This window comes from Psychrobacter sp. HD31 (assembly GCF_051097895.1).
GTDB lineage: Bacteria > Pseudomonadota > Gammaproteobacteria > Pseudomonadales > Moraxellaceae > Psychrobacter.
In genome coordinates this window covers 823,862-838,552 of sequence record NZ_CP142525.1, presented here as the reverse complement: position 1 = coordinate 838,552, position 14,691 = coordinate 823,862, and the positions used below count along the sequence as shown (strand labels likewise).

The window sequence follows — 14,691 nt, the reverse complement described above, 5'->3', positions numbered from 1 at the left end:
TGATAGTAAATAAGGTGAAATAATTAGTATGGTAACCATTGCCAAACTCATTGAAAAAATCGAAACACGCCAACCAGTCATGAATAAACTTGAATTGACTGGTTCAGCGCTGGCCTTGCAAATGCAGGGCTTTGCTCGTTTAGATAAAGCAACTAGCCAACAAATTGGATTTTTAGCACAGGCTAAATATGCTTATACGCTTACGCAATCTAACGCGGGGGTTGCTATTGTGACGGATGGCGTAGAAGTGCCTCAAAATACGGTTGCTTTGGTGGTTTCTTCCCCATATTTAGCATATGCCAGTTGTAGTCAGCTATTTGATACTGCATTGGTTGCCAATATCCACCCAACCGCTAATATTGCTGATAGTGCGGTGATTGGTAAGGATGTTGTAATTGGTGCTTATGCGAGTATTGGAGAACATACCAAAATTGGTAATGGTACCCAGATTGCCGCTAATGTGGTGATTGAAGAAGATTGCTTGATTGGCAAAAACTGTGTGATAAAACCAAATGTTGCCATCGCATCTCAAACTCAAATTGGCAATGATGTTAGAGTACACAATGGTGCTAGCATTGGGTCAGAAGGTTTTGGTTTTGCACCGACAAAAAATCCGGCAGATGCAGGGGAGCAAGCTGGGTGGGAGCGTATTGTTCAACTTGGTAGAGTCATTATTGGTAATCATGTTCGTATCGGTGCAAATACTTGTATTGACAGAGGGGCAATTGATGACACCGTGATTGAAGATAATGTCATTATTGATAATTTAGTTCAAATCGCGCACAATGTTCATATTGGCGCTGGGTCAGCGATTGCTGCAAACACAGGTATTGCTGGCAGTACCAGATTAGGCAAACGTTGTATTGTGGCTGGTGCAGTAGGCATTGCAGGGCATCTAGCCATTTGTGATGATGTTACCATTACAGCCATGACTATGGTCATAAAGTCTATCAATCAATCTGGTACTTATTCATCTGGCATTCCTGTTATGCCATCAAACGATTGGAAACGAGCGGTGGTTCATTTCCGTAAGTCTGGAAAAAAATAATAGCAATACGTTTTTATCTCACTTAACGTATTAACGTAAAACACAACTAAAAACACTGTAAAAGTAAAGGAATATGTATGATACAGGCAACTGATAATATGAAAGCGTCTGATTGGGACTTTTTAAAAGAAATAGAGGTTAACCTCCCATTAAATTCTGAACAACTAAAGAGGTATTTACCGCATCGCTATCCTTTTGTTATGCTGGATAGAGTCGTCTCTATTTGCCCAGGAAAATCTATTGTTGGTTACAAAAATGTGAGTAGTAACGAACAATTTTTTAATGGACACTTCCCCGATCAACCATTAATGCCAGGGGTTTTGATGGTAGAAGCATTGGCGCAACTTGCAGGCGTATTGGGTTTTATATCTGACAAAAAAGATTTAGCGGATGGCGGTATTTATTTGTTTGGTGGGGTGGATAAGGTCCGTTTTAAAAGGCAGGTAATCCCTGGTGATAGGTTACTGTTAGAGGCAGAAGCTGCCATGGTAAAACGTAATGTTTATAAATATAAATGTAAAGCTTCAGTTGATGGTGAGCTGGCAGCAAGTGCCGAAGTCATGTTAATTAAGCAAACACGTGATGCACTAAAGTAATACGTACATTTTTTTGATACAATATCGCAATAATTTTAACATTCAAGGTATGACAATGAGTAATATCCACCCAACAGCTATCATTTCTGAGTCAGCTCAAGTTGACCCTAGTGTGATTGTTGGACCTTACTGTATCATCGGCGATAACGTTAGTATTGCAGCAAACACCGTGTTACATAGCCATGTGGTTGTTAAAAAAAATACTAAAATTGGGCAAGATAATGAAATTTTTCAGTTTGCTAGTATTGGAGAAGACTGCCAAGATTTAAAATATGCTGGCGAAGACACTTGGTTAGAAATTGGTGACCATAATTCTATAAGAGAGTCTTGTAGTTTTCATCGTGGCACAATCCAAGATAAAGGGGTTACTAAAGTAGGCAGCCATAACCTGTTTATGGTCAACACACATGTGGCACATGATGTTGTGATTGGTGATCATAATGTGATAGCCAATAATGTAGGTATTGCAGGGCATTGTCATATTGGGAATCATATTGTGTTGGGTGGCAACTCAGGCATTCATCAATTTTGTAAAATTGATGATTTTAGCCTTGTTGGCGGTCAAAGTTTGATTCTTAAAGATGTGGCAGCAATGGTCATGGTTTCTGGCAATCCTGCCAAGGCACATGGTTTAAATATTGAGGGTATGAGACGTAAAGGATGGTCTAAAGAATCAATTAATCATCTACGTCAAGCCTATAAAGTGATATTCCGCTCTGGGCTTACGACAAAACAAGCAATAGAAAAGTTAGAGAGTGAGCTACTTCCTAAAGAAGAAAAAATTAGATTTCTGATTGAGTCGTTAACCAACAGTAAACGTGGTATCACTCGTTAAGCGTTTACCATCATTCATTATTCAAAAGAGATATAACTATATGTTATGTCTCTTTTATTTTTGCCTTGACATTTTTTACTAATTGTAAGAGTATTGGAAGCCTAATATAAAGTAGGCATATTGTTATTTATTGTTTCAGTATTATATCTTTAGGTTTTTAATGCTACTTTATTTAAAATTATTGTATTTGTTTAGCCATGTTTTTAGTTATGAATGTGGTTAATTTTAAAGGAGAGATTTGTGTCAGGACAAAGAGAAAATTGGTCTGGACGTTCCGCATTTATTTTAGCGGCAATTGGTTCAGCAGTAGGGTTAGGAAACATTTGGCGTTTCCCATATGTTGCGTATGACAATGGTGGTGGTGCATTTTTACTACCATACCTAATAGCATTATTTACCGCAGCTATTCCGTTATTATTCTTAGACTATGCAATTGGTCACAAATATCAAGGTGGTGCACCAAAAGCTTATAAAAAATTAACACCATCTGCTGAAGGCATTGGTTGGTGGCAAACACTGGTTTCTTGGGTTATTGCTGTCTATTATGCAGCAGTGATTGTATGGGCTGGTAGTTATACCTTCTTTTCTTTTGGACAAAAATGGGGCGATGATACAACCACCTTCTTTGTTGAAGACTATATCCAACACACAGGTGAATTAACCAGCTCATTTGTTCCACAAATGTTCATTGGTTTGGTTATTATTTGGATGATTGCATTGCTGGTTATGTTTGGTGGTATCCGTAAAGGTATTGAGATAGCAAACAAAATCTGTATCCCATTGTTGGTGGTATTGTTTGGTATTATGGTTTTTAAAGCCATTAACCTACCAGGTGCTGCCGAAGGTCTAAATGCTTTCTTTGCGCCAAACTGGGAGAAAATGGCAGATCCTAATGTATGGCTTGCAGCATACGGACATGTATTTTTCTCGTTATCTATTGGTTTTGGTATCATGGTAACATTCTCTTCATACCTAAAACGTAACACCAACTTAACAGGTTCTGGGCTGGTTGTTGCTTTTGCCAACTCATCATTTGAAATTTTAGCGGGTATTGGTATTTTCTCTGCACTTGGCTTTATGGCACACGCAACGGGTCAAGATGTTTCAGAAGTTGCAAAAGGTGGTGTTGGTCTGGCTTTCTTTGTATTCCCACAAATTATTTCTACCATGGGTGAAAGTGGCGATATTATTGGCTTCTTATTCTTTGGTTCATTAGTAGTGGCTGGTATCAGCTCACTAGTGAGTATTTTGGAAGTGCCAATTGCAGCGTTCCAAAGTAAGTTTGGTTGGAGCCGCCCAAAAACAGTTGCCTTAGTTGTTGGTAGTGCTGCGTTTATATCAATAGTTGGTTTCTCAACTGGTAGCTCACTCATCCTTGTTGATGTTATCGATCAGTTCTCAAATAACGTTGGTATTGTTTATGGTGGTCTAATTTCAATCATCTGGGTATTCTGGTTTAATCGTAACAAGATTCCAGGTATTATTGAGCATATGAACCAAATTTCTAGCTTTAAACTTGGTAGTTTCTGGTCGCTTATGTTGACGGTTGTTACCCCTGTTGCATTGATTACAACTTTATTATTTAAACTTGTATCATTGTTTGAAACCCCATATGAGGGTTATTCAACACCAATATTAATGATATTTGGTTGGGGTGTGTTAGCATTCCTAGGTATTGGTAGCTTGATTTTAACCAGCGCAAAAGGAAAAGGAGAATAACATGACAACAACCGCAATTATCTTTATGGTTCTTTCTATGGTTTTAATTTGGGGTGGTTTATTGATGGCAGTTATCCATCTTATTAAGAATCCTGATAAAAGCATGCAAGAGCTTGGCTTAGAAGAACGATAATTTTTTATCAATTAGCAAAAACAGCCTTAAACAATAAGGCTGTTTTTTTAATGTAATATATATAATAATTATATTGATATATAACGAATAAGAATTACTATATAGAGTAAAATTCTATTAAAATAATCTGTTTAAAAGATGCCAACCTAATACCGAGTATGAATAATATTTTTAAAGCCCTAAATGAAAGAATACTTATCCTTGATGGTGCTATGGGTACCATGTTACAAGAATACAAATTTACCGAAGAAGACTTTCGAGGGGAGCGATTTGCTGACTTTAAGGTACCTTTGCAGGGTAACAATGATTTGTTGTCGCTTACTCAGCCAAAAGCCGTTAAAGACGTGCATAAAAAATATTTTGAAGCAGGTGCTGATATTGTTGAGACCAATACCTTCTCCAGTACCACCATCGCCATGGCAGACTATGAGATGGAAGACCTCGTTTATGAGCTTAATTATGAATCTGCAAAAATAGCCAAACAAGTGGCGGATGAGATGACAGCCAAGGAGCCACATAAACCAAGGTTTGTCGCTGGCGCAATGGGGCCTACCAATCGTACCGCCAGTATGTCACCAGATGTGAATGACCCAGGCTATAGAGCGGTAACCTTTGAGGACTTGCGAGTGGCATATAAGCAACAGGTTGAAGGTTTGCTTGATGGCGGTGCTGACATTTTACTGGTAGAAACTGTATTTGACACACTCAATGCAAAGTCGGCATTGTTTGCTATCGAAGAAGTGAAAGCAGAGCGTGGTTTAACTGACAAAGATTTACCAATTATGGTATCTGGCACTATTACGGATGCTTCTGGGCGAACTTTATCAGGGCAAACGGCAGAGGCATTTTTAATTTCGATTTCTCATATTCCTTTGATGTCAGTTGGTTTTAACTGTGCATTAGGAGCAAACCTATTGCAGCCGCACCTTGAGAGCATTGCCAATAAAACGGAGTTTGCTATCTCTGCCCACCCAAATGCAGGGTTGCCAAATGCCTTTGGCGAATATGATGAAACACCAGAAGAAACTGCCCGTCAGATAGAAGAATACTTTAAAAAGGATTTGATAAATATCGTTGGTGGTTGTTGTGGTACAACGCCTGAACATATTAGGCAAATTACAGCGGTAGCGGCCAAATATCAGCCGAGAAAGTTAGGATAGTTTAGTTAGATTTTTGATGGTCTTGTTATCGTTTGAATGATTGATTCCGCTGGTAACAGATTTTGATGCAAGGGATACGATGTTAAGACTTATTTTTTTAGGCTTGCTTGCAGGTGCCTTTTTTAGTTCTACGTTTGTTTTAAATGAACTGATGAGTGGTGCAGGAGGGCACTGGTTTTGGTCGGCCAGTTTGCGTTATGTGTTCATGTTTTTGATGTTATCTGTGTTTATTGCTTTGCGATACGGTATGAGCAGGTTAACAGAATTAACACAAATATTTATTGAGCACTGGCGCTTTTGGTGTGTTACAGGTGGTGTGGGCTTTGGCTTGTTTTATGCAGGTATCTGTTTTGCTGGTGATCATGCAAGTGGTTGGGTAGTGGCATCTACTTTTATGTTTACTGTGGTTGCTAGCCTATTTGTACTGTATGCTTTTGGTCAACGTTTCAGTAAACAAATCATCGTTTTTGCCATGATGATTTTTATTGGCGTTGTATTGGTTAACCTTAGTGAGGCCAGTCATACCCAAGCCAGCGATGTTAATTTATGGCATTCGTTAATTTTTGGTGCATTACCGGCTTTTGTAGCGGCATTTTGTTATCCTATTGGAAATCAGCTAGTCTGGCAGGCCTCTCATAATGCTAAAAATAAAGATAATGCAGATAAAAGACAAGGTGGCTTGCAAACACGGATACCCATTATTGATACCAACTTATTAAATAATGCATTTAACAAAATTTGGTTAATGACAGTTGGCAGTTTTCCACTATGGTTATTGCTTGGCTTGGTTTATCGACCGAGTTTACCCAGTTATTCTCAAGCCTTTAATACATTTTTGGTGGCATTATTTTCTGGTATTATTGCCACGGGGCTGTTTTTATATGCAAGAGAGCACGCAAAGAGCACACAAGAAGTCGCTGGTGTTGATGCCACACAAGCCAGTGAAGTTATATTTGCCTTAATTGGTGGTATGATACTTTTGAACACGCCTTTCCCCAGCTTTATTGGACTGATTGGCATTGGACTGATTGTCACAGGATTGGTACTCTTTTCAAAATATGCATAAAAATTGTAGTATTTATTAAAAATTTAAAGTTTTAGTTTGATAGGAAGCCTTATGCGACCCATGCGTTTAAGTGGTCTTGAACCCTTAATCATCACCCCAGAGAGTAATTTTATTAACGTTGGTGAACGTACCAATGTGGCTGGCTCTCGCAAGTTTTTGCGTTTAGTTAAAGAAGAAAAATACGATGAAGCCCTTGCCATTGCACGCCATCAAGTAGAAGGTGGCGCTCAGATTATCGACATCAATATGGATGATGGATTGATTGATGGTAAGCAAGCCATGGTAAGGTTTTTAAACCTTATCGCTGCTGAGCCAGACATCGCTCGTGTGCCAATGATGATTGACAGCTCCAAGTGGGATATCATCGAAGCAGGCTTGCAGGTGGTGCAGGGCAAAAGCGTGGTTAACTCGATTAGCCTAAAAGAAGGCGAAGAGAAGTTTATTTGGGAAGCTACCCGCATCAAACGCTATGGAGCCGCGGTTATCATCATGGCGTTTGATGAAGTGGGGCAAGCCGATACTTATGAGCGACGCATCGAGATAGCCGAACGCTCCTATCGTGTGCTGGTGGATAAGGTGAACTTCCCACCTGAAGATATTATTTTTGACCTCAATATTTTCCCTGTTGCTACGGGTATGGAAGAGCATCGCCGCAATGCCATTGATTTTATTGAAGCTACCCGTTGGGTACGCCAAAATCTACCCCATGTCAGCGTCAGTGGTGGAGTGAGTAATGTGTCATTCTCGTTCCGTGGTAACAATCCGGTGCGTGAGGCAATGCACTCGGTGTTTTTATATCATGCGATTAAAGCTGGGCTAAACTTTGGGATTGTCAATCCAACCATGTTGGAAGTCTATGACGACATCCCTAAAGATTTGCTGGAGCATGTTGAAGATGTGATTCTTGATAGGCGTGATGATGCCACAGAGCGTTTGCTCGACTTTGCCGAAACGGTTAAATCGACCGGCAAAAAAGCGGTCGTCAATGATGAATGGCGACAGCTTGATTTGCAAGAACGCATTACCCACAGTTTGGTTAAAGGGATTGACCAATATATTATTGATGACGTAGAAGAAGCCAGACAGCAAGCCAGTAAGCCACTGGAGGTTATCGAAGTGAATCTGATGGCTGGCATGAATGTGGTGGGTGATTTGTTTGGTGAAGGCAAAATGTTTTTACCGCAGGTGGTTAAGTCGGCTCGAGTAATGAAAAAAGCCGTTGCGTATCTCAACCCTTTTATTGAAGCAGAAAAATCTGGCGAACAGCAGGCATTGGGTAAAATCCTGATGGCAACAGTTAAAGGCGATGTGCATGATATTGGTAAAAACATTGTGTCTGTGGTGTTGGGCTGTAATAACTATGAGATTGTTGACCTTGGGGTGATGGTACCACCAGAAAAAATCATCGAAACCGCCAAAACAGAAAAAGTTGATGCCATTGGGTTAAGCGGGCTAATCACACCATCATTGGATGAAATGGTTTATCTGGCAAAAGAGATGGAGCGAGAAGGGTTTAAGATTCCGCTATTAATTGGTGGTGCAACGACCTCCAAAGCACACACCGCAGTAAAAATTGATGTTGAGTATAACAATGCGGTGGTACACGTTAATGATGCCTCTCGTGCGGTGACTGTGGTTGGCGACTTACTCAATCAAGAAACCTCAAAAGATTACGTGGCAAGCATTAAGCAAGACTATGATGCTTTCCGTGACGCATTTCATAACCGTAGTAAGAAAAAGGACTATTTATCTCTTGCAGATGCCCGAGCGAATAAATTACAACTCGATTGGCAAACGGCAACCATTAAAAAGCCCAAAGAGATGGGCGTGCAACGTTTGACTCAACTGAGCTTAAAAGAGCTTTTACCTTTTTTTGATTGGACGCCATTTTTTAGAAGTTGGGATTTGCATGGTAAATATCCACGCATCTTAACCGATGAAGTGGTGGGTGAACAAGCCACTCAGCTGTATCAAGATGCTCAAATTATGCTGGATAAGTTGATTGCAGAGCAGTCATTAAAAGCCAAAGCCGTATTTGGGTTGTTTGAAGCCAATACGGTCAATGTGGATGATATTTCGGTGCAAAAGCATGGCAAAGAAGTCGCCATTTTCCGCACGCTTCGCCAACAAGCACTAAAACGTAAGGGGGTTGCCAATACGGCACTAGCAGACTTTATTTCCCCAACAGAAAGTGGCAGAACGGATTATATTGGCTCATTTTGTGTGTCTATTTTTGGTGCAGACGAGTTGGCACAAGCTTATAAAGATAAGCAGGATGACTATAATGCCATTATGGTGCAGGCGTTGGCAGACCGCTTTGCCGAAGCCTTTGCCGAGTATTTACATCACCGAGTTCGTACTCAGCATTGGGGCTATGCCAGTGAGGAACAGCTTGATAATGATGAACTGATTAAAGAGCGTTATACCGGCATTCGTCCTGCACCAGGTTATCCTGCCTGCCCAGACCATTTAGAAAAAGAAACTATTTGGCAGTTATTGGACGTAGAAAACAACATTGGTACCAGCTTAACCGAGAGCTTGGCAATGCTGCCAGCGTCTAGTGTCAGTGGTTATTATTTTGCTAGCCCTGAAAGTAAATATTTTGGACTGGGTAAAATAACCGATGAACAAGTACAGGATTTTGCCAAGCGTAAAGATATCGACATTGAAAAGGCTAGGAAGTGGTTGTTTCCGAGTCTTGTAGATTAGTTTTAAGAGTTTATAGTTTTAAGGATTGATTACAATGAAAGTCACCGAACACATCGCCAATGCTCAATCTAAAGGAAAGGGAAAAACCCTGTTTTCTTTTGAAATTGTGCCACCAACCAAGGGTTCAAACATTCAAACTCTTTATGATAACATCGACCCTTTGATGGAGTTTAATCCGCCATTTATTGATGTGACCACCTCACGTGAAGAGCACATTTACATCCCTAAAGAAAACGGGCTGTTAGAACAAAAAGTTACCCGTATGAGACCAGGAACTGTTGGTATCTGCGCTTCACTTAAGCATAAATACAATGTGGATGCCATTCCGCATATCTTGTGTGGGGGCTTTACTAAAGAAGAAACTGAATATGTATTGGTGGATTGCCATTATCTGGGATTGGATAATTTGGTTGCCTTGCGTGGCGATGCCATGAAGCATGAGCAGTATTACTCTCCACAGCATGGCGGTAATCACTACGCAAAAGAGTTGGTTGAGCAAATTGTTAATATGAATAATGGACAATATCTGCATGAGCAGATTACGGATGCGCATCGTTCTGATTTTTGTATTGGCGTTGCAGGTTACCCTGAAAAACATATGGAAGCCCCAAGTTTAGATGCCGATTTACGAAGACTAAAAGAAAAAGTCGACGCAGGTGCAGACTATGTGGTCACTCAAATGTTTTTTGATAACCAACGATATTTTGACTTTGTTGCAAAAGCTCGTGAAATGGGTATTAATGTACCAATAATACCAGGTATTAAACCAATTGCTATCAAACGCCATATGCAGGTATTACCACAGGTGTTTAAACTGGATTTACCCGATGACTTAGTGACTGCCATTGAGGCATGTAAAGATAATAAAGCTGTACGACAAGTCGGTATAGAGTGGGCAATTGCGCAGAGTCGTGAGTTGATACAAGCTGGTGTGCCAGTGGTTCATTACTACTCAATGGGCAAAAGTAGCAATATTAAAGCCATTGCTAAAGAGGTATTTTAAGCTTTGTAAATTAAAAACCCCGAGTTGTCATCACAGTTCGGGGTTTTTTGGTTTTGGGTGTTTGCTAATTATGGCTTCTCTTTTTTAATGGGGGAGTTACAATATCAGCCATGAAGTGCAATTAAGATAGCAACGCTTAGCTTAATAATAAGCTGTCATCTTCAACTTTTTCACCTCTTGTTTTTTCAAACATATGAAGTAAATCTTCCACACCCATGCCTTTACGTGCATCACCAGATACATCCAGTACAACTTGCCCTTGATGCAACATGACAGTACGTGTGCCATGTGCCAAAGCTTGTTGCATTGAGTGTGTCACCATCATCGTTGTTAAACCATTTTCTACGACAATTTGATCTGTAAGTTCTAACACAAAAGCCGCTGTTTTAGGGTCAAGTGCGGCGGTATGCTCGTCTAATAATAAAATTTTTGATGGCTGAAGTGAAGCCATAAGCAGGCTAACTGCTTGGCGTTGACCACCAGACAAAAGCCCCATACGGTCAGTTAAACGGTTTTCTAACCCCAATTTTAATATGGCAAGTTTGTCTTTAAAAATTTGGCGGTTTTTATTGTTTAGTGCTAAGCCTAAACCACGTTTGCCACCACGTTTAAAAGCAAGTGCCATGTTTTCTTCAATCGTTAGTGCCTCGCAAGTCCCGGCCATAGGGTCCTGGAAAACACGGGCAACCGAGTCAGCACGTTGGTAAGCAGTTTTTTTAGTTACATCCACACCATTTAATAAAATACTGCCACTATCAACTAAAGTGGTACCACTAATGGCATTTAAAAAGGTCGATTTACCTGCACCGTTAGTACCAATAACGGTAACAAATTCACCTTCATCAATGTTTAAGTTAATGCCTCGTAAAGCAGGGTTTTCAATGGGTGTACCAGGGTTAAAGGTTAATTTTAAATCTTTTGCTTGCATCATAATGTGTTACTCCTTTAACCACGTTTTTTTGTAATTAGTTTTGATTTAATTTGAGGTAGCACCAATGCAACAATAACTAACAGTGCTGTAATTAGGTTTAAATCTTGCGAGCCAAAACCAATACTGCGTAAGCTGTCACTTGATAACGCAATTTGAATAAAGAGTTTGTATAAAAAGGCACCCACAATAACAGATAAAGTAATTAAGAATATACGTTTAGCTGGGATGATGGTTTCGCCAATAATTACCGCTGCCAAGCCAATAACAATGGTACCAATACCAATTGACAAATCAGCGCCCCCCTGTGTTTGTACAAATAAAGCACCGCCTAAAGCGATAAGCGCGTTTGATATTGCCATGCCCAAAATCGTTGACCATGATGTGTTAATGCCTTGTGCTTGTGCCATTCTAAGATTAGATCCTGTCGCACGCATAGATAGACCTGTTTCTGTATTAAAAAACCAGTCTAAAAACAGTTTAGCAACTAAAAGTACCATACCAATAATAATACAGCGCATCCAAGCACCATTTTCGTCGGTCACTAAGCCAGAAAATACTGACTCTTCGCCAAGCAGTGCAAGGTTAGGAGCACCCATAATACGCAAGTTGATTGAATAAAGGGCAACCATTACTAAAATACTTGCTAATAGCTGGAGGATTCCTAACTTGACATGTAACCAGGCAGTGACAACACCAGCAACAGCACCTGCTAGCATACCAAAAATACAGGCTATCCATGGGTTAAAACCAGCAACAATGGCAACGGCGGTAACGGCACCACCAAGGGGGAAACTACCATCTGCTGTTAAATCTGGGAAGTCAAGAATTCTGAAGGAGATAAGAACGCCAAGTGCGACTAGACCGTAAATAAGACCGCTTTCTAGGGCTGCAAAAAAAGCAATTAAAGACATATAACACAAAGTCCTAAGTTTGATGGTTTATGAGTTACAAAACCACCGTTTGTTAAAAAATCAACAGATTAAACAGTCTGCTGTGGTAGTAAACCAAAACGTATACATATGGGGCATAGAGCCAGGTATGGTTTGTTGCATTTTCAATACCTTACAAGCCAGTTAAATAGCGAAGATTTGGAATTAAAAGATAAACAAGTATTGTAGCAAGAAAACGTAAATAGTTAAATATTTACAAGGCAGAAACAAAAAAGACTTACAATAATGTAAGTCTTTTAGTTAAAAAATAAATCTATTCGAGAACTTCTTTGGCTTTTTCTACCAGCTCTTTAGGTAACTCAATGCCTTGCTCAGTTGCATGTTTAGGACTAACATGCAAGTCTAAAGAAGTTGCGGTATAAACAGGGATGTTACCTGCCTCTTCACCATTTAAGATCTTAGCAACAATTTTACCAGTTTCAATACCTAAATCATGGTAATTAACACCCAGTGCCGCAGTTGCACCACGCTCTACAGAGCCTGTATCAGATGCGATTAATGGGATCTTAGTTTCTTTAGCCGCTTGATAGAGTGATTCATAGGCAGATACAACATTGTTATCTGTTGAGGTATAAATCATATCTACTTTACCATCAAGGCTACGTGCCGCCATAGCAATGTCGCTACTTTTTTGTGCGGGTGCATCAACTACATTGATACCCATTGGTGTTAGCTTGTCTTTTAAGTTTTTTAGCACGATGGTTGAATTAACTTCACCTGGGCTATAAACATAACCAACATTTTTAAGCTCTGGGATGATTTGTTTCATTAGCTCAATTTGTGGTTCATAAGGTAGTGCATCTGAAGCACCAGAAACGTTAGTACCAGAGCCATCTAATTTATCGACAAGTTTAGCTTCTACAGGGTCAGTCACAGCAGAGAAAACCACTGGGATGGTATTGGTTGCAGCAACAACAGACTGTGCTGAAGGTGTGGCAATCGCAACAATCACATCGGGTGCATCTGCCACAAACTGTTTAGCAATCTGCCCAGCAGTAGCGGTATTACCTTGAGCTGACTGAAAGTTTACTGTTAGGTTTTCGCCTTCTTTAAAACCTTCAGAAGCTAACTCTTCAATAACCCCTTCACGAACAGCATCTAGTGCAGGGTGCTCAACAATGGCAGTAATGGCAACATTTTTGGTTTCTGTTGCAGCGTCACTACCAGCGGCTTTTTCTTCTGCTGGCTTTTGTGAACCACATGCCATTAAGGCTGTACACAAACCGCCTACTAAAAGTGTTTTTGTTAGTTGAGATGGGTGATACATAAACATTACTCCTTAATTTAAACCTCATCAAAAAAAATCCTAATTAACTAATGGTAGTATTAAACTTTTTGTTTGTAAAGCAATTGTTTCTACCAGTTTATTCGATGATTGTCTGTATACTCTGGTTAGCAAGATTTAGGGGATAAAAAAGTCTGCTTTTCATGTATAAAAAAAGCAGACTGATGATGTTTATTTTATGGTGAGGTTTTATGTTTATTTGTCATCGGTATTGATGGCATTTTTAGTAATATTGGCAGGTAATGTCACCCCTTGTTGCTCGGCATGCTTAGGGCTAATAAACAAGGTAAGGTCATTCATAATAGCGGGTTTAATTTCACTGACTGGTGTGCCGTTTAAAACTTGAGCAACCATTTTACCGGTTGAACGACCAAAGTCATAATCATTGACGCCTAAGGCAGCCGTTGCGCCTCGTTGCACACTAAATTCATCTGATGCAATAATTGGGATGTCTAACTCATTTGCAGCAAGAGTCATTGCTTCAAAGGCTGAGGCAACATTATTATCCATTGATGTGTAAATAACATCGGCTTTACCTTGTAAACTGCGAGTTGCCATGCCGATATCAGTTGGGCGGTTAGCAGGGATATCTAACAACTCAAGTCCACGTACTGGTAGTAGTTGCTCTAATCTTTCTTTTAGTGCAACTGAGTTGGCTTCTCCCGGGCTATAAACATAACCAACAACTTTGGCATTTGGTTTAATTTGTTGAATTAAATCAAGTTGCGGTTCTAATGGTAATTGGCTAGAAAGCCCTGTGACATTAGCTTGAGTAGGCTTGTTATTGGCATCTACTAATTTAGCAGCTACGGGGTCTGATACAGCAGTGTATATGATAGGGATGCTTTTACTAGATGCGACAACAGATTGGGCAGATGGCGTTGAAATCGGCACAATGGCATCTGGGCTATCTGCCACAAATTGTTTAGAAATTTGACCAACTGTTGACATGTTACCTTGTGCTGATTGGAAATTAACCGTTAGGTTTTCTTCTGCTTTGTAGCCTTGTTCTGCCAACTCGTCAATCACCCCTTCACGTATTGCATCAAGTGATGGGTGTTCTACAATGGCAGTAATTGCCACACTTTTATGTTCTTTGCCTTCAGCATTATTAGTTTGTTGATTGTTGGCTGGATTTGAGCAACCAACCAGTGAGGTAACAATAGTTGCCAAGCCAAGGGTTAATGATAAACGAGAGAGAGAAGATGTAAGCATGGGTATTACCTTATATAATATTTTGAGATGATTATTAGTAA

Annotated in this window: 11 protein-coding genes and 2 pseudogenes; 9 read left to right on the top strand and 4 right to left on the bottom strand. The window is 39.9% G+C overall.

Going from position 1 to position 14,691, the window contains the following annotated elements:
• Positions 1-28 precede the first annotated feature (28 nt).
• The 9 genes and pseudogenes from lpxD (at position 29) to metF (ending at position 10,269) form a co-directional block, all read left to right on the top strand.
• Positions 29-1,048: a UDP-3-O-(3-hydroxymyristoyl)glucosamine N-acyltransferase gene (gene lpxD / locus VH441_RS03585; protein WP_434354114.1), complete on the top strand. Its 1,020-nt coding sequence runs from the start codon at positions 29-31 to the stop codon at positions 1,046-1,048.
• Between the two features lie 77 nt (positions 1,049-1,125).
• Positions 1,126-1,644 (top strand): 3-hydroxyacyl-ACP dehydratase FabZ, encoded by a 519-nt coding sequence (gene fabZ, locus VH441_RS03580; RefSeq protein ID WP_434354113.1) that lies wholly within the window; start codon positions 1,126-1,128, stop codon positions 1,642-1,644.
• 55 nt (positions 1,645-1,699) lie between these two features.
• Positions 1,700-2,479 carry an acyl-ACP--UDP-N-acetylglucosamine O-acyltransferase gene (gene lpxA / locus VH441_RS03575; protein ID WP_434354112.1) on the top strand — a complete coding sequence of 260 codons (780 nt, stop codon included), beginning with the start codon at positions 1,700-1,702 and terminating at the stop codon, positions 2,477-2,479.
• 240 nt (positions 2,480-2,719) lie between these two features.
• Complete coding sequence (locus VH441_RS03570) at positions 2,720-4,198, top strand: sodium-dependent transporter (RefSeq protein WP_434354111.1); 1,479 nt, start codon at positions 2,720-2,722, stop codon at positions 4,196-4,198.
• Between the two features lies 1 nt (position 4,199).
• Complete coding sequence (locus VH441_RS03565; protein WP_434354110.1) at positions 4,200-4,331, top strand: methionine/alanine import family NSS transporter small subunit; 132 nt, start codon at positions 4,200-4,202, stop codon at positions 4,329-4,331.
• A 158-nt stretch (positions 4,332-4,489) separates the two neighbouring features.
• Positions 4,490-5,485: pseudogene (locus VH441_RS03560) on the top strand (homocysteine S-methyltransferase family protein); the annotation flags it as partial.
• 85 nt (positions 5,486-5,570) lie between these two features.
• The gene (locus VH441_RS03555) at positions 5,571-6,557 is read left to right on the top strand and encodes a multidrug resistance efflux transporter family protein (protein ID WP_434354109.1); all 987 of its coding nucleotides are present in this window, start codon (positions 5,571-5,573) and stop codon (positions 6,555-6,557) included.
• A gap of 63 nt (positions 6,558-6,620) precedes the next feature.
• Positions 6,621-9,266: pseudogene (gene metH / locus VH441_RS03550) on the top strand (methionine synthase); the annotation flags it as partial.
• A gap of 34 nt (positions 9,267-9,300) precedes the next feature.
• A complete protein-coding gene (gene metF, locus VH441_RS03545) occupies positions 9,301-10,269 on the top strand; it encodes a methylenetetrahydrofolate reductase [NAD(P)H] (protein WP_434354108.1) in 969 nt (322 codons plus the stop codon).
• 136 nt (positions 10,270-10,405) lie between these two features.
• Here metF and VH441_RS03540 read toward each other — a convergent pair whose 3' ends face one another.
• The 4 genes from VH441_RS03540 to VH441_RS03525 all read right to left on the bottom strand — a co-directional run bounded on the left by VH441_RS03540 (position 10,406) and on the right by VH441_RS03525 (position 14,656).
• Positions 10,406-11,200 carry an ABC transporter ATP-binding protein gene (locus tag VH441_RS03540; RefSeq protein WP_434354107.1) on the bottom strand — a complete coding sequence of 265 codons (795 nt, stop codon included), beginning with the start codon at positions 11,198-11,200 and terminating at the stop codon, positions 10,406-10,408.
• Between the two features lie 14 nt (positions 11,201-11,214).
• Positions 11,215-12,111: an ABC transporter permease gene (locus VH441_RS03535; RefSeq protein WP_434354106.1), complete on the bottom strand. Its 897-nt coding sequence runs from the start codon at positions 12,109-12,111 to the stop codon at positions 11,215-11,217.
• A gap of 292 nt (positions 12,112-12,403) precedes the next feature.
• The gene (locus tag VH441_RS03530; RefSeq protein WP_434354105.1) at positions 12,404-13,417 is read right to left on the bottom strand and encodes an ABC transporter substrate-binding protein; all 1,014 of its coding nucleotides are present in this window, start codon (positions 13,415-13,417) and stop codon (positions 12,404-12,406) included.
• A gap of 213 nt (positions 13,418-13,630) precedes the next feature.
• Positions 13,631-14,656, bottom strand: a complete 1,026-nt coding sequence (locus tag VH441_RS03525; protein WP_434354350.1) for an ABC transporter substrate-binding protein — start codon at positions 14,654-14,656, stop codon at positions 13,631-13,633.
• Between the last annotated feature and the right edge of the window lie 35 nt (positions 14,657-14,691).